Origin of the sequence: Amylibacter sp. IMCC11727 (assembly GCF_029854195.1) — a bacterium.
In the GTDB taxonomy this organism is placed as follows: domain Bacteria; phylum Pseudomonadota; class Alphaproteobacteria; order Rhodobacterales; family Rhodobacteraceae; genus Amylibacter.
This window is the reverse complement of the sequence record NZ_CP122960.1, coordinates 3,036,068-3,050,210: the sequence shown is the minus strand read 5'-3', so window position 1 is coordinate 3,050,210 and position 14,143 is coordinate 3,036,068. Positions and strand designations below refer to the sequence as shown.

The following is a 14,143-nucleotide window of genomic DNA, read 5'->3' as shown; positions in this document are numbered from 1 at the left end:
CAAGATGGCTGTCACCGATGTGGATGCAGGGCCGCGCGAAACGCCCGTTGATTTTGTAAATTCCAAACGATCCAAGATTATGGAACGCCTGATTATTGGCGTTATGATCTTGTGTTCGCTGGTGGCTGTTCTGGTCACGATTGGGATTGTGGCGTCTCTGCTTGGGCAGGCGTGGGCGTTTTTTGAGCGCATTTCGTTTTGGGATTTCATCACAGGAACCAAGTGGAGCCCACAAACGGCGCTGCGTGCGGATCAAGTGGCAGCAGAAGGGGCGTTTGGGGTGATCCCGCTGTTCACGGGCACGCTGTTGATTTCCACCATTGCCATGGCGGTGGCAACGCCGCTGGGGCTCGCCTCGGCGGTGTATCTGGCGGAATATGCAAACCGCCGCACGCGGGACGTGATTAAGCCGCTTTTGGAGATCCTCGCGGGTATTCCGACGGTGGTTTACGGGTTCTTTGCCGCGTTAATGGTTGCGCCGTTCATTCGATGGACCGGCGGGTCGATGGGGCTTGAGGTGGCATCTGAAAGCGCGCTGGCGGCGGGTTTGGTGATGGGGATCATGATTATCCCGCTGATTTCATCCCTGTCGGATGATGTGATTAACGCCGTGCCCCAAGCATTGCGCGATGCGTCACTGGGATTGGGTGCGACCCAAGCAGAGACCATTCGCAAAGTGATTTTGCCTGCAGCCATTCCAGGGATCGCGGGGAGCCTGTTGTTGGCGGCATCCCGTGCAATTGGAGAAACCATGATCGTGGTTATGGCGGCGGGTTTGGCTGCAAACTTGACGGCAAATCCGTTGGATGCGGTGACAACCATCACGGCGCAGATTGTGGCGTTGTTGCAAGGGGACCAAGAGTTTGACAGCGCGAAAACCTTATCGGCATTCGCGCTCGGTTTGTTGCTGTTCGTCGCGACCCTGTGCCTGAATTACGCGTCCTTGCGGATCGTTAAGAAATACCGAGAGCAATATGACTGATACATCTGATCACACACAAAACAGCCTGTCGGATTTGACCAAAGGGCAAGCGCACCTGAAACGCCGCCACGCATCTGAATTGCGGTTTCGCTGGACAGGGCGGCTGGCGATTGCGCTGTCGCTTGCGTTTCTGGCGTTCATGATTGGATCAATCTTTTGGCAAGGCAAAGGTGCGATTAGCACAACGCAAATCGCTTTGACGGTTAATCTGGATGCGGATGCGGTGAACCCAGCGGATATCGGCGATGCGTCGTTTGGCAAAATCGTAAAGGATGGTCTGAAAGAGGCGTTTCCAGAGGCGAAAAAACGCAAAGACCGGCGCAAGCTGTATGGGTTGGTGAGTTCGGAGGCGAGTTATCAGGTGGAGCGGGCGATTGAAGCTGACCCGTCCATTCTGGGTGGGGCTGTCACAATCTGGGTGAGCGCATCGGATGATGTGGACCTGTTGATGAAAGGGCAGATCAACCGCGATTTGCCACAAGATGAGCGGCGCTTGAGCGATCAGGAGATTGGCTGGATTGATACGCTGATTGAACGGGATCAAGTGCAACAAGTGTTTAACACAGGGTTCTTTTTAAACGGGGCCAGCCGCGAGCCTGAATTGGCGGGCATCCTGAGCGCATTGGTGGGGTCGATCCTATCCCTGTCGGTGTGTTTTATCCTGTCGTTTCCCATTGGGATCATGGCGGCGATTTATCTGGAAGAATTTGCCCCCAAAAACAAGTTTTCCGACTTTATCGAGGTGAACATCAACAACTTGGCGGCGGTTCCGTCGATTGTGTTTGGATTGCTCGGGCTTTCGATATTCCTGAACACATTCGGATTGCCGCGATCTTCGCCGCTTGTGGGGGGGATGGTGTTGTCGCTGATGACGCTGCCAACGATTATCATCGCGTCACGGGCCAGCCTGCGGGCGGTTCCGCCAAGCATTCGTGAAGCGGCGCTCGGCATGGGGGCCAGTTCGGTGCAATCCACATTCCACCATGTGGCCCCACTGGCGCTGCCGGGTATGTTTACGGGGGCGATTGTGGGCATGGCGCGGGCGCTGGGCGATACGGCGCCGTTGCTGATGATTGGTATGGTCGCGTTTATCGTGGATGTGCCCAAAGGGTTTTTAGAGCCCGCAACGGCCTTGCCTGTGCAAATCTTTTTGTGGGCAGACAGCCCAGAACGGGCGTTTTTAGAAAAAACATCGGCGGCGATTATCGTGCTGCTGTTGTTCCTGATCATCATGAACATTGCGGCAATTATTTTGCGCAAGAAATTCGAACTGAGGTTCTAAGACTATGGCGAATATTCCTATCATCACGGCCAAAGATGTTGATGTACATTACGGCGACAAACAGGCGTTGAACAAAATCTGTTTGGACATTCCGCAAAACAAGGTGACATCGCTGATCGGGCCGTCAGGTTGTGGTAAAACCACGTTTTTGCGGTGCATCAATCGGATGAACGATTTGGTGCCGATTGCCCGCGTAGACGGTGAAATCAAGATCGCGGGGCAAGATATCTATGCGCCCGAAGTGGATGTGGTGGCATTGCGCGCGCAAGTGGGCATGGTGTTTCAAAAGCCAAATCCGTTTCCGAAATCCATCTTTGAAAACGTAGCCTATGGGCCGCGTATTCATGGGCTGACCCAGAGCAAAGCCGAAATGGAAGAGCTGGTTGAATGGGCGTTGAAAAAAGCGGGGTTGTGGAACGAGGTGAAAGACCGTTTGGAACAACCCGGCACAGGGTTGTCGGGCGGGCAACAGCAACGGTTGTGCATTGCGCGTGCCATTGCGGTGAAGCCCAAGGTGATCTTGATGGATGAACCCTGTTCGGCGCTGGACCCAATTGCCACGGCCATCATTGAAGAGTTGATTGACGAGTTGCGGGCGAATTTCACGATTGTGATTGTGACCCATTCCATGCAACAGGCCGCACGGGTTTCACAGCGCACGGCGTTCTTTCATTTGGGGACATTGGTTGAAAGCGGGCCGACAAAGAAAATCTTTACGACCCCTGAAGATGAGCGCACACAAAACTATATCACTGGTCGGATCGGGTAGGAGCCTTAGACGATGGAAAGCACCCATATTGTGACAAAGTTCGATACCGAGCTGAACAAGATTGAAAAGATGCTGATGGACATGTCGGCCCAAGTCGGGGCGCAAATCATTGCGGCGGGTCAGGCATTGGAAGCCAATGATGAAACCTTGGCCAAGCAAGTGTCCAAAGGGGATGCGGCAATTAACAAGTTGGAAAACAAGATTGATGATCGCGCCATCCGTTTAATTGCCCTGCGCCAGCCCATGGCCGAAGATTTGCGCAGTGCGATTACCACGCTGAAGATTTCAGCCTGTCTGGAACGGATGGGGGATTACGCCAAAACGCTGTCGTATCGTGTGCGGGTTGTCGATGATTTTTCCGCCATGAAATCGGTGCTGCGCAATTTGGTGGAAACATCGCAAAAAGTGGCGGCGATGCTGGATCTGGTTATGGATGCCTATGTCACACGTGATTTGGAAAAGGCCCGTGCGGCGAGCGCTATGGATGATGAGATCAACGACAGAACGGATGGTCTGTTTCGCGAGTTGTTAACCTATATGATGGAAAATCCGAGAAACATTGAGCCTTGCACGCATTTGTTGTTTATTTCCAAAAATATGGAACGTTCGGGTGACCAAGTGAAAAATATCGCAGAGCAAGTGCATTATCTGGTCACTGGGGAGTTGATGGAAGAATGAGCGGTGGTGCGAAAATTCTGGTGGTTGAAGACGAAGCGTCCCAGCTGGAACTTCTGGCCTATAACCTTGGGGTTGAAGGATATGATGTGTTTCGGGCGGAAACAGGCGAAGAAGGGCTGTTGATCCTTGAGGAAGAATCCATCGACCTGATGTTGCTGGATTGGATGTTGCCCCAGACTTCAGGATTGGAAGTGTGCCGCCAAGTGAAGCGCAACAAAAAGACCAAACATATTCCCGTGATTATGCTGACCGCGCGTGGTGAGGAAGAAGACAAGATCAGAGGATTGGACATTGGGGCGGATGATTATGTGGTGAAGCCCTATTCCATCAAAGAGTTGATGGCGCGGGTGCGCGTTGGGCTGCGTCATACGTTTGGCCAGACGGGTGCGGATGTTCTGGTGTATGAAAACCTGACGATGGATTTGGTGCAGCACAAGGTGAGCCTTGGCGAAGACACAATCAATCTGGGGCCCTTAGAATTTAAACTGTTGCGGGTGTTCATGGAGGCCCCAGGACGCGTGTTATCCCGTGAACAATTGCTGGATCGTGTGTGGCGAGACAATCTGAACGTGGACACACGCACGGTGGATGTGCATGTGGGGCGGTTACGCAAAGCCCTGAGCAAAGTGTCGGACACTGATTTTGTGCGTACCGTGCGGGGATTTGGATATTCGCTCGATATCGGCACGTAATCAGGTGCTTGAGGTGGGGGGCGATTGGCCCTAGCCTTGTGTCATGGAATGGCGTGACGAAGGGGTCATATTGGCCGCACGGCGGCACGGCGAGACCTCGGTTATTTTAGATGTTTTAACAAAAGAACATGGCCGCCATGCGGGGGTCGTGCGCGGTGGTGCATCGCGCAAGCAAGCGCCTGTGCTGCAACCTGGCAATCAGGTGGAGGTCGAATGGCGCGCCCGACTGGAGGATCATCTGGGGGCGTACCGCGTGGAGTTGTTGAAATCGCGCAGCGGAATCATGTCTGATCGGGGACGATTGGCGGCGCTGAGTTCGATTTGCGCGTTGATGCGGTTTGCCATGCCAGAGCGGATGGAATTGACGCAGATTTACGCTGACACTTTGGCGTTAATCGAGCGGCTGAATTCAGCCGCGCCATTTGCGGCGGATTACGCGGTGTGGGAGCTGATGATCCTAGAAGAGTTGGGCTATGGGTTGGATTTGTCGTCCTGTGCGGCCACGGGTGGGACGCAAGAGTTGATTTATGTATCGCCCAAAAGTGGCCGTGCCGTGTGTCGCCAAGCGGGGGCAGAATATGCGGATCGGATGCTGCCGCTGCCAGAGTTTTTGCAGATGCAGGGTGTGGATGCGGAGCTGTCAGATGTGCTGGGCGCATTAAAGACCACGGGGTATTTTTTGGAGCGCTGGTTGGCGCCTGCACTGGGGAACCGCCCCCTGCCAGATGCGCGGGCGCGGTTGGTGCGCGTGCTGGAGAAAGGGGAAAAACATGCGGAAATTTGATCAGATCAGAGGGATGGCGCTGGAGCGCAAAGGCAGCGAAGCCGCGTTGGAAGAGGCCATATCGGCCCATGATCATGCCCGTGATATATCTGCGCTGGGCGATGACCGTATTTTGGCGGAGTTTTCAAAACGGGTGTTTCAGGCGGGGTTCAATTGGTCCGTTATCGAAAAGAAATGGGATGGATTTGAAGCGGCGTTTCATGGGTTTGATATAGGGCGCAATGCGTTCATGTCCGATGAGGATTTGGACACGCATTTGCAAGACACAGGGATCGTGCGCCACGCCACCAAGATTTTATCTGTGCGCGATAATGCGATTTTTTTGAGTGATTTGGCGCAGGAACATGGGACAGCGGGGCGGTTTTTTGAGGATTGGCCGTCGAGCGATTTGGTTGGCCTGTGGGATGTGATGAAAAAACGGGGTGCGCGGCTCGGGGGGAGTACGGGGCAATATGCGCTGCGGTTTTTGGGCAAGGACAGTTTCATCCTGAGCCGTGCGGTGGTGCGGGCGTTAAGCGATGCGGGGGTGCTGGAGGGCAAAGCCACGAGCAAGGGTGAATTGCGAAAGGCACAAGAGGCATTTAACGCATGGGCCGAAGAGACAGGCGAAAGCTACACGCGGATGAGCCGCATTTTAGCGATGTCTGTGCCTGACTAATCCCTCAGTTTGAATTCCAGACTTTGATGCGCGTCGTCGGACAACAAAAGCGTATCCCCTTTGCGTTCGATTAGGGTCATGGAGTCCAGCGTTTGAAAATAGGCTGTTTCGAGTTTGAGGTTGGGGCAGGCGCGTTTGGTAGAGGCGATGCCCGACACTTCGAACCACGGCAAGGGTGCGGTTTGGGAAGCGAAATACGTGTTGCAGGGCGCACGGCCAGCGATGCGGCCTTTTTCTGGAAAGGTCAGCGTGATGTCTGGCACAATCGGTTCACCGTTCATTTGGATAAGCAGCCATGTGTCTGAAGCATCGGTTTGGCCAGAGATGGTTTCATCCTTTTGACAGGCTGTTAGCGTTAGGAGGGCAATGAGCGCGATCTTTTTCATACCCCTGTTGGTGACAAATTGCGCCCGCCATGGCAACCCTGAGCGGTGGAGGAATGTGCGATGTCGCGGTTGAAACGGATTTACCATGCGGATGCCTATGATACGGGCAGACCTGTTGGCAGTTATTGGGAAGCCGTAACGCCAGCGCCCGCCGTTGATCCGTGTTTGAATGGGGATATCGAAACGGATGTGGCGGTGATTGGTGCGGGGTTTACGGGCCTGTCTGCGGCGTTGCATTTGGCCAAGGATCACGGGTTTGCCCCTGTTGTTCTGGATGCCGCACCTGTGGGGTGGGGCGCGTCTGGGCGCAATGCTGGATTCAATTGCATGGGGGGCGGCAAGATATCGGATGCGGCGTATGCGCGGCGCTGGGGGACGGAGGATTTGGGCGTGTTTTACCGCGCACAAGTCCGCGCGACGCAGGTGGTGGATGACGTGTTATCCGCGCAGGGTATTGATGCCGATGTGCAACCGCGCGGCGAATGGTTGATGGCGCATCGCCCCAAGGATTTTGATGGGTTTGCACAGGACGCGGCGTTTCTGAATAAAGTGGCAGGGGTGAAAAGCGAGATCATTCCCAAGACGGCGTTGCGCGAACACGGTGTGAATGGGGCGGGGTTTCACGGAGCCATGTGGTCCGATGTGGGGTTTTGTTTGAACCCGCAAAAATATGTTTTTGGGCTGGCGGATGCGGTGCGCAAGGCTGGAGGGCGAATTTGTGCAAATACCACCGTTGAAGGGATCGAACAGCTGTCTGATGGGCGGTTTGCTTTGTACACGGCGCAAGGACGTGTGGTGGCAGAGAAGCTGGTTTTGGCCGGCAATGGGTATAATTCGGATAACCTGCCGCACTGGATGGGCGGGCGGTATACGCCCGTGGTTAGCCACATTATGGTGACGGAACCCATGGGAGATAACGTGCTGGCGGATCAGGGGTGGCGGGTGAACCAGATGACCTGTGACACACGTAAGATGCTGCATTATTTCCGCCTGCTGCCTGATGGGCGGATGCTGTTTGGGATGCGGGGCACGCCCAATTTAGGCCCGCGTGATCGGGCGCGAATGCCAAGCGCGGTGCGGGCGGATTTTGATGCGATGTTTCCCGCGTGGCGGGGCGTGCGCACGGCCTATCACTGGTCTGGGCTGATCTGTGTGGCGCGCAATTTGGTGCCCTATGTCGGGCCGATTGGGGGATGGAGTGGCGCGTTTACGGCGATGGCGTTTCACGGCAACGGTGTGTCCATGGGCAGCTATACGGGTAAGTTGATGGCGGGGATGGTGGCAGGGAAACCGTATGAGGAGCCATTGCCAGATGGGATGCAGGCAGAGCCAGCACGGTATCCGTTTGCGCGGGTTCGGCGCTGGGGATTGCCCGCGGCGTTTAAATGGTACGGTTGGCAGGATCGGTGAGGTGAGCCGCCGAGGGTTTGGGGCGGTTTTCTGAAGCAAAGGTTAACCCAGACGCGTTGTGTATGACGCGTGTTGTTAGACGCGTCATGGTTTAGGTTTTGTTAAGGTTTGCGCGAACATTCCCAAAACCAGGATCATTTGGTGATTTTTGCCAGATGGCGTAGGCTGACCGTATTTCAACATTTCATTGGGAGTCGGCTTTATGATCCTGAAAAAGAATACAAATTACTTTATCGCTCAAAATTCTACGGTTTTACGGCAAACCCCTGCCACCGATGGGGATGCGGTGAACCATCTTTTGTTCGGGGATTGGCTGCGCTGGTTGGGTCAAACGGACGGCGATTGGGAAAAGATCAAATGCCGCGGTGACACGGGATGGGTGCGCAAATCCGACATAACAGAGACGCGGGCGCTTGAAGTGAATTTCGTGGATATTGGCCAAGGAGATGGCACGCACATCGTGACGCCTGACGATCAGGTTTTGGTCATTGATGCGGGGAAAACCGACAACATGCTGCGCTATCTTTCATGGCGCTATAACTTGCGGGGGCGCAAGGTGAAGGGTGTGGATGGGGTGGAGCCCAACGACAGAGGGGCCAAGGATCCGTTTCATATTGATCGGGTCATGGTCTCGCATCCTGACAAAGATCATTACTATGGGTTTAAGGATATTTTTGAACACCCGAAACTGAGCGTTGGACAGATGTTTCACAATGGCATCGTGGAACGGTCCGTCAGCAAGGCGGATAAAGAGGCAGTAAAAGACATCCCGCATGTGAAGTATTTGTGGGATCTGGGTCTTGGATATTCGCCCAAACGGGGGGAGAATTATCTGACCGAAATCATTGGCAGCAACAGACAACTGCGCGACTTGGAAAAGGCGCAGCGCCATACAACAAAGGATTATATGGAAACCCTGCGCACGGCGGTTGCGAACCCCAACAACAAGGGGATGAGGTTTCAAGCGCTCGATTCAGAGGACGGGTTTGTGCCAGGATTTGAGGATGGAGCGCCCGTGACGATGGAAATTCTGGGACCCGTTCCACAGCGTATCACGATTGACGGAGCAAGGCGCAAGGTGCTGCCCACTCTTGGGGATGAGGGGGAGACAAAGAACGGCCATTCCGTGGTGGTTAAGTTGCGCATTGGGGCGTTGAAAATCCTGCTTGGGGGGGATTTGAACACCGCATCCGAAGATTATCTGTTCCGCCATTATTGTGCAGCCCAAGAAGATGTGTCCGATTTGGAAAAAACTATTTTTGAGTTGGAAGCCAAGGGCAGCACGATGACGGATGCGGAGCGGCAGGAATTGGATATTGCGCAAGCGAGCATCGAAGCTTTGGTCGCCAAGGGGCGCAAGACGTTTCAGGTAGATGTGGCAAAGGCGTGCCATCACGGCAGCCACCATTTTTCCGAAACGTTTTTGCGCGCGTTGAATGCCTTGGCGGTGGTGATTTCAAGCGGGGATGACGAGGCTTATGCCCATCCGCGCCCCGATGCGCTCGGGGCGTTTGGGCGATATGGGCGGGGGCATCGCCCATTGATTTTCAGTACGGAAATTTCGCGCAGAACGCGGGAGTTTTCGAAAGTATCCGATTTTTACGAACGGATATTGGATTTCAAAAAACGCATAGATGAAGCGCCAAACAAACGAGAACGCAAAAAGGTAGAGCGGGAGTTGGAAGAGGCGAAGGATCGCAATGTGGCGGTGTATGGGATGATAACGCTGCGATCAGACGGGGATCGCACGATCATGGCGCAAAAGATCGAATTGCCCACGCGCAATGACCAAAAGTGGGATATTCACGAGCTGAAGTACAACGAAAACGTGGGTGAGTTTCGCTATGTCGATAAAACGAAAGAGAGCCACTGAAGGATCAGTGGCTCTCAAAACTGTAGCGATGGGTTCAGGCCCGATCAGTTGCGGCCCACTTCGAGCAAGCGGCGAGCGATGACGGTGGCTTGAATTTCCGCCGCGCCTTCGAAGATGTTCAAAATCCGCGCGTCACATAGGACGCGGGAGATCGGGTATTCGAGAGCAAACCCGTTGCCGCCGTGAATTTGCAAGCCGTTGTCTGCGGCGGACCATGCGACACGGGCGCCGAGGAGTTTGGCCATGCCTGCCTCGAGATCGCAGCGGCGGTCGTTGTCTTTTTCAAACGCGGAATGGTAAGTCAGCTGGCGGGTGACCATAATTTCCACAGCCATCATCGCAATTTTTGAGCGGATACGCGGGAAGGCGAGCAGCTCTTTGCCAAACTGCTTGCGGTCTTGGGCGTATTTTGTGGCGATTTCCATGGCGTTTTGCGCTACGCCGATGGCGCGGGCGGCGGTTTGGATGCGGGCGGATTCAAAGGTTTGCATCAGCTGTTTGAAGCCTTGGCCTTCAACGCCGCCAAGCAGGTTTTCGCCTTTGACCTTAAAGTTATCAAACGCCAGTTCGTATTCTTTCATGCCACGGTATCCGAGGACTTCGATTTCGCCGCCTGTCATGCCGTCCGTTGGGAAAGGGGCCTCATCCGTGCCCGGTGTCTTTTCAGCGAGGAACATAGACAAGCCAGAGTAGTTGGTGGTGTCTGGATCGGTTCGGGCCAGCAGGGTCATGACGTTTGTGCGCGCGGCGTGGGTGATCCATGTTTTGTTGCCTGTGATGGACCAGTCATCGCCGTCTTTCACGGCGCGGGTGCGCAAGGAGCCAAGGTCAGAGCCTGTGTTTGGTTCGGTGAAGACGGCTGTTGGCAGGGTCTCACCCGATGCCAATTGTGGCAGCCATTTTTGTTTCTGTTCTTCCGTGCCGCCTGCAATGATCAGTTCTGCGGCGATTTCGGAGCGTGTGCCAAGGGACCCAACGCCAATGTAGCCGCGAGACAGTTCTTCGGAGACCACACACATGGACGCTTTGGACATGCCTAGCCCGCCGTATTCTTCGGGGATGGTCAGGCCGAACACGCCCATTTCAGACAGTTCGTTGATGATTTCCATCGGGATCAACTCGTCCTTCAGGTGCCATTCGTGGGCATCTGGCATCACGCGTTCATCGGCAAAGCGGCGGAATTGGTCGCGGATCATTTCCAGTTCTTCGTCGAGCCCCGTGACCCCCACAGTGGCTGCGCCGTCCCGTTCGAGCATCAGATCAACCAGACGAGAGCGGGCGTCTTGGGTGTTGCCTTGTTGTGTCAGAGTTTGCACAGATTCCACAGCCAGTGCCATTTGATCGGATTGGGACAGGCCCAAATCCTGTAGGCGCACTACCTCGCCTTGGGACATCGGAATGCCGCCCCAGATTTGCCAGAGGTATTCGCCAAAGCTGATTTGCAGGATCAGTTGTTCCAGTTCGCCAAATTTGCCTTCGGCGTCCAAATGCGTTGCCCATTTGTGCATTTGTTGCAGGGACAAAAGATACGTGGCGTACCATGCAAGCCCGTGGGCCGCGAATTGGTGATCTTCAAATGCTTTGCCATTCACGCGTCCATCGACAGTTACGTTTTCCGCAACTTTCGCACGCGCACGATCCACGACATTTTCAACCGCAGGGATGGCAGCGGCGCAGGTGTTCAAAAGGTTAGGCAACAACATTTGGGAATCCCATTTCATACGTTCTTTGTTTGGGGAAAGAAGTATGGCGCTGACCTGAACCCGTCAATGCTGCGCCGCAATAAAAATGCTGTCATGCGGCAAAACGCGTAAGAATGTTACGAGTGCGATTGCTTGACGTGGCGTAGGTTTCTGCTGGTTCTGTGGTGGTTGGTTGGTATGGTCGCACAAGACTTGAGAGGAGTTCACCAAATGACCGATCTAAGCGAAATGATGGAATGGCGGCATGATTTTCATGCCCATCCAGAGTTGGGATTTGATGAACACCGCACATCGGCGCGGGTGGCGGCGTTGCTGGAGAGCTTTGGGCTGGAGGTGCAGTGCGGTGTTGGGGGCACAGGTGTTGTTGGAGTTTTGCAAAAGGGCAACAGCACACGCAGTATTGGGTTGCGGGCCGATATGGACGCACTGCCGATCCATGAGGCAAATGGCTTTGCGCATAAATCGCAAAACGATGGTGTGATGCACGCCTGTGGTCATGATGGGCATACGGCGATGTTGCTGGGTGCGGCGAAGCAGTTGGCCCATGACGGGGATTTCAATGGACGCGTGGTGTTTCTGTTCCAACCGAATGAAGAACACGGCGAAGGCGCGCTGGCCATGTTGAAAGATGGAGTGTTTGATAGGTTCAGCGTCGATGAAGTTTATGGGATGCACAATATTCCAGGTATGGAAGTCGGATCGTTTGCCACGCGTGCAGGGCCAATTTGTGCAAGCGAGGCCTTGTTCGAGATTGAGATATCCGCGCAAGGGGGGCATGCGGCGCTGCCCCATATGGGGGTGGATGCGATTGTTGTGGGCGCAGAGATTGTCAGCGCGCTGCAAACCATCGTGTCACGTAAGCTGAACCCCAGTTTGAACGGTGTGGTGTCGATCACTGAGTTTGAGACGGATGGGAAACGCAATGTGTTGCCTGGCCATGCGGTGTTGCGTGGGGATGCGCGGGCGTTGAGCCCTGAAGTAAACAGCGCCATTGAAGTGCGGATGCGCCAGATTGTGGCGGGCGTGTGTTTGGCCCATGGTGTTGCAGGGCAGGTCCGTTACGACACGATTTTTCCCTCCGTCATTAATGACGTAGTTGCGGCCCAAGATGGGACGCGTGCGGCACGACAGGTGGGCGCGGTGAATGGGTCTTGCGAGCCGAAGTTGTTTTCCGAGGATTTTGCACATTTCGCAAATGCCAAACGCGGGTGTTTTATGTTGATGGGCAATGGTGTGAGTGGTTCGCACGCGCGTCCGCTGCATTCGGCGGACTATGATTTCAATGATGAGGTGTTGGGTCTTGGGGCCGCGTTTTGGGTGAAGCTGGTTGAACAGCAGTTAGCCTAGATCACTGAAAGCAACAGTTGAACGGCAACAATGCCGACGATCAGCCCTGCCGCGATTTTGAGGGCGGGGACAACGCGCAGTGCCGTTGGCCCTGAGACCGATTGCAAGGTGGTGGTGCGAAACAGCGTGGCGGCAATCGCGATGCTGATGGTGACGCTGGCAGTGCCAAGGGCCATGGCGAATGTGCCTGCGATGCCAGCGCCGAACACATCAAAGCGCCATGTGAGGATCAGCAGGAATAGAGCCCCCGTGCAGGGACGAATGGCAATTGCGCCCACCAGTAGGATAAGATCGCGCAGGGATCGAACGTTTTCGGTTTCCTCAACGGATGGGCCGTGACGGTGACCACAGCTTTCGCAAGTGTCGCCGTGGCCTGTGTGGGAATGCCCTGCGGTATCGGGATGAACGTGGCGCATCCGCCAGAATTTACGCAAGCCCCGTATCACCAGCCACAGACCCACAAGCGCGATGGCGATGTAACTGGCGGGGGCAAAGATATCTTCTGCGGTGTCCACCATTTGGCTGCGGGTCAGTCCCAATAAAAGGATGCCACCGTAAACCAGCAACACAGCGGAGAGGCCCTGCGCTAGGCTCGATAATAAGGCGATGCCCGAAAGCCGCCACATGGTGACGCGCGTGGCGACGCCGTAGCCACCGATCAGGAATTTGCCGTGGCCCGGACCTACGGCGTGAAAGAAACCGTAAGCGAAACAGACGCCCATTAAAGCGATGACAGCGCCAGCATCGCCGCTGCGCAGGGCGCGTAAACTGCGGGCCATTTGGTTTTGAAAATTGCGTTGCCCTGAGGATGCCCAAGCGGCCAGTTGATCAAACCCGCCGATGATCCAAAACAGGGCAAGACTGGCCGCGCAGAACAGCGCGATTCCTAGGAGGATGTTTCGCATGATAAGGTCAACGTGTCGGCAAAGTTTTCGCCCACCGCAGGGTAATCATCATCAGAGTTGCTGCCATAGAGCAGGTTTTCCACCACATCGTAGGCTTTGCCGAGATCCGCAGGAATTTGGGTCATGTTACAGCCAGTGTTGTTGATCACCTCGGCCCCGAGATCGAGGGTGTAAGCGGAGTAATAGGTGGGATCGTAGACTTTCAGTGCGATGGTTTCAGACGATAGGGTTATGGGATTTTCGAAGGTGCGCACGTGGGATGTGATGAGTCGACCATCCACCAGTTCGGCGGTGTATTCTTTGGGTTGGCTTAGGATTAGGGGAGTGTCGGCGAGGGTGACGTAAAGATCGCCTTCAAACCCATCAATCCATTTCATGTCAAAGCCAACGAGTTTTTCCTGTTCGGCCACGGTGATGATGCCATCCCCGTCCACATCCAACCCCAAATCATCGAGCGTGATCAGCGTGTAAAGATCATCGTAGGCCCATTCGATTTTAACGGATGTTAATTGGCCCGCGTCGTTGAAGATAAATGACACGCCCGCGTCCACAAACACATGGGGATGTGCCAGCGCAGGTAGCGGGGCCAAAACACAGGCCAAAGTGGCGGGAAGACGTTTCATGGGCTGAGTTTAGGTTCGGAGCTTTACCAAGCGCAAGTCGGATGTTTGCCG

Annotated in this window: 14 protein-coding genes; 10 read left to right on the top strand and 4 right to left on the bottom strand. The window is 54.8% G+C overall.

The window, feature by feature from the left end; translation table 11 throughout:
• The first annotated feature begins 4 nt into the window (after positions 1 to 4).
• The 7 genes from pstC to QBD29_RS15250 are packed head-to-tail and all read left to right on the top strand — an operon-like array spanning position 5 to position 5,845.
• Positions 5 to 982, top strand: a complete 978-nt coding sequence (gene pstC / locus QBD29_RS15280; RefSeq protein ID WP_280098948.1) for a phosphate ABC transporter permease subunit PstC — start codon at positions 5 to 7, stop codon at positions 980 to 982.
• Complete coding sequence (pstA, locus tag QBD29_RS15275; RefSeq protein WP_280098947.1) at positions 975 to 2,264, top strand: phosphate ABC transporter permease PstA; 1,290 nt, start codon at positions 975 to 977, stop codon at positions 2,262 to 2,264. Before pstC ends, pstA begins: the two co-directional genes overlap by 8 nt.
• A 4-nt stretch (positions 2,265 to 2,268) precedes the next feature.
• Positions 2,269 to 3,033 carry a phosphate ABC transporter ATP-binding protein PstB gene (pstB, locus tag QBD29_RS15270; protein WP_280098946.1) on the top strand — a complete coding sequence of 255 codons (765 nt, stop codon included), beginning with the start codon at positions 2,269 to 2,271 and terminating at the stop codon, positions 3,031 to 3,033.
• A 12-nt stretch (positions 3,034 to 3,045) separates the two neighbouring features.
• On the top strand, positions 3,046 to 3,711 hold the full coding sequence (gene phoU, locus QBD29_RS15265) for a phosphate signaling complex protein PhoU (protein WP_280098945.1): 666 nt from the start codon (positions 3,046 to 3,048) through the stop codon (positions 3,709 to 3,711).
• The gene (gene phoB / locus QBD29_RS15260) at positions 3,708 to 4,403 is read left to right on the top strand and encodes a phosphate regulon transcriptional regulator PhoB (RefSeq protein WP_280098944.1); all 696 of its coding nucleotides are present in this window, start codon (positions 3,708 to 3,710) and stop codon (positions 4,401 to 4,403) included. Before phoU ends, phoB begins: the two co-directional genes overlap by 4 nt.
• A 43-nt stretch (positions 4,404 to 4,446) precedes the next feature.
• The gene (gene recO, locus QBD29_RS15255; protein WP_280098943.1) at positions 4,447 to 5,187 is read left to right on the top strand and encodes a DNA repair protein RecO; all 741 of its coding nucleotides are present in this window, start codon (positions 4,447 to 4,449) and stop codon (positions 5,185 to 5,187) included.
• Positions 5,174 to 5,845 (top strand): DNA-3-methyladenine glycosylase I, encoded by a 672-nt coding sequence (locus QBD29_RS15250; RefSeq protein ID WP_280098942.1) that lies wholly within the window; start codon positions 5,174 to 5,176, stop codon positions 5,843 to 5,845. The genes recO and QBD29_RS15250 overlap by 14 nt, the downstream gene beginning before the upstream one ends.
• On the opposite strand, the gene QBD29_RS15245 is transcribed toward QBD29_RS15250, so the two are convergent.
• On the bottom strand, positions 5,842 to 6,231 hold the full coding sequence (locus QBD29_RS15245) for an META domain-containing protein (RefSeq protein ID WP_280098941.1): 390 nt from the start codon (positions 6,229 to 6,231) through the stop codon (positions 5,842 to 5,844). The genes QBD29_RS15250 and QBD29_RS15245 overlap by 4 nt on opposite strands.
• 60 nt (positions 6,232 to 6,291) lie before the next feature.
• Here QBD29_RS15245 and QBD29_RS15240 point away from each other — a divergent pair, with 60 nt between their 5' ends.
• Both QBD29_RS15240 and QBD29_RS15235 read left to right on the top strand, forming a co-directional pair.
• Entirely contained in the window at positions 6,292 to 7,641 is a 1,350-nt protein-coding gene (locus QBD29_RS15240) for an FAD-binding oxidoreductase (protein ID WP_280098940.1), read from the top strand.
• Positions 7,642 to 7,843: 202 nt separating this feature from the next.
• Entirely contained in the window at positions 7,844 to 9,514 is a 1,671-nt protein-coding gene (locus tag QBD29_RS15235; protein WP_280098939.1) for an SH3 domain-containing protein, read from the top strand.
• A gap of 44 nt (positions 9,515 to 9,558) precedes the next feature.
• Here QBD29_RS15235 and QBD29_RS15230 read toward each other — a convergent pair whose 3' ends face one another.
• Positions 9,559 to 11,217 carry an acyl-CoA dehydrogenase family protein gene (locus QBD29_RS15230; RefSeq protein ID WP_280098938.1) on the bottom strand — a complete coding sequence of 553 codons (1,659 nt, stop codon included), beginning with the start codon at positions 11,215 to 11,217 and terminating at the stop codon, positions 9,559 to 9,561.
• Positions 11,218 to 11,427: 210 nt separating this feature from the next.
• On the opposite strand from QBD29_RS15230, the gene QBD29_RS15225 reads away from it, so the two are divergent.
• Entirely contained in the window at positions 11,428 to 12,564 is a 1,137-nt protein-coding gene (locus tag QBD29_RS15225; RefSeq protein WP_280098937.1) for an amidohydrolase, read from the top strand.
• Here the strand turns inward: QBD29_RS15225 and QBD29_RS15220 are convergent.
• Both QBD29_RS15220 and QBD29_RS15215 read right to left on the bottom strand, forming a co-directional pair.
• Positions 12,561 to 13,469, bottom strand: a complete 909-nt coding sequence (locus QBD29_RS15220; RefSeq protein ID WP_280098936.1) for a hypothetical protein — start codon at positions 13,467 to 13,469, stop codon at positions 12,561 to 12,563. The two genes, QBD29_RS15225 and QBD29_RS15220, sit on opposite strands and share 4 nt — an antisense overlap.
• Positions 13,451 to 14,092 (bottom strand): DUF1007 family protein, encoded by a 642-nt coding sequence (locus QBD29_RS15215; RefSeq protein ID WP_280098935.1) that lies wholly within the window; start codon positions 14,090 to 14,092, stop codon positions 13,451 to 13,453. Before QBD29_RS15215 ends, QBD29_RS15220 begins: the two co-directional genes overlap by 19 nt.
• Positions 14,093 to 14,143: the final 51 nt, after the last annotated feature.

Bases quoted from the DNA above. Each gene is read 5' to 3' on its own strand.
- pstC (WP_280098948.1), top strand. From the start codon at position 5: ATGGCTGTCACCGATGTGGATGCAGGGCCGCGCGAAACGCCCGTTGAT.
- pstA (WP_280098947.1), top strand. From the start codon at position 975: ATGACTGATACATCTGATCACACACAAAACAGCCTGTCGGATTTGACC.
- pstB (WP_280098946.1), top strand. From the start codon at position 2,269: ATGGCGAATATTCCTATCATCACGGCCAAAGATGTTGATGTACATTAC.
- phoU (WP_280098945.1), top strand. From the start codon at position 3,046: ATGGAAAGCACCCATATTGTGACAAAGTTCGATACCGAGCTGAACAAG.
- phoB (WP_280098944.1), top strand. From the start codon at position 3,708: ATGAGCGGTGGTGCGAAAATTCTGGTGGTTGAAGACGAAGCGTCCCAG.
- recO (WP_280098943.1), top strand. From the start codon at position 4,447: ATGGAATGGCGTGACGAAGGGGTCATATTGGCCGCACGGCGGCACGGC.
- QBD29_RS15250 (WP_280098942.1), top strand. From the start codon at position 5,174: ATGCGGAAATTTGATCAGATCAGAGGGATGGCGCTGGAGCGCAAAGGC.
- QBD29_RS15245 (WP_280098941.1), bottom strand. From the start codon at position 6,231: ATGAAAAAGATCGCGCTCATTGCCCTCCTAACGCTAACAGCCTGTCAA.
- QBD29_RS15240 (WP_280098940.1), top strand. From the start codon at position 6,292: ATGTCGCGGTTGAAACGGATTTACCATGCGGATGCCTATGATACGGGC.
- QBD29_RS15235 (WP_280098939.1), top strand. From the start codon at position 7,844: ATGATCCTGAAAAAGAATACAAATTACTTTATCGCTCAAAATTCTACG.
- QBD29_RS15230 (WP_280098938.1), bottom strand. From the start codon at position 11,217: ATGTTGTTGCCTAACCTTTTGAACACCTGCGCCGCTGCCATCCCTGCG.
- QBD29_RS15225 (WP_280098937.1), top strand. From the start codon at position 11,428: ATGACCGATCTAAGCGAAATGATGGAATGGCGGCATGATTTTCATGCC.
- QBD29_RS15220 (WP_280098936.1), bottom strand. From the start codon at position 13,469: ATGCGAAACATCCTCCTAGGAATCGCGCTGTTCTGCGCGGCCAGTCTT.
- QBD29_RS15215 (WP_280098935.1), bottom strand. From the start codon at position 14,092: ATGAAACGTCTTCCCGCCACTTTGGCCTGTGTTTTGGCCCCGCTACCT.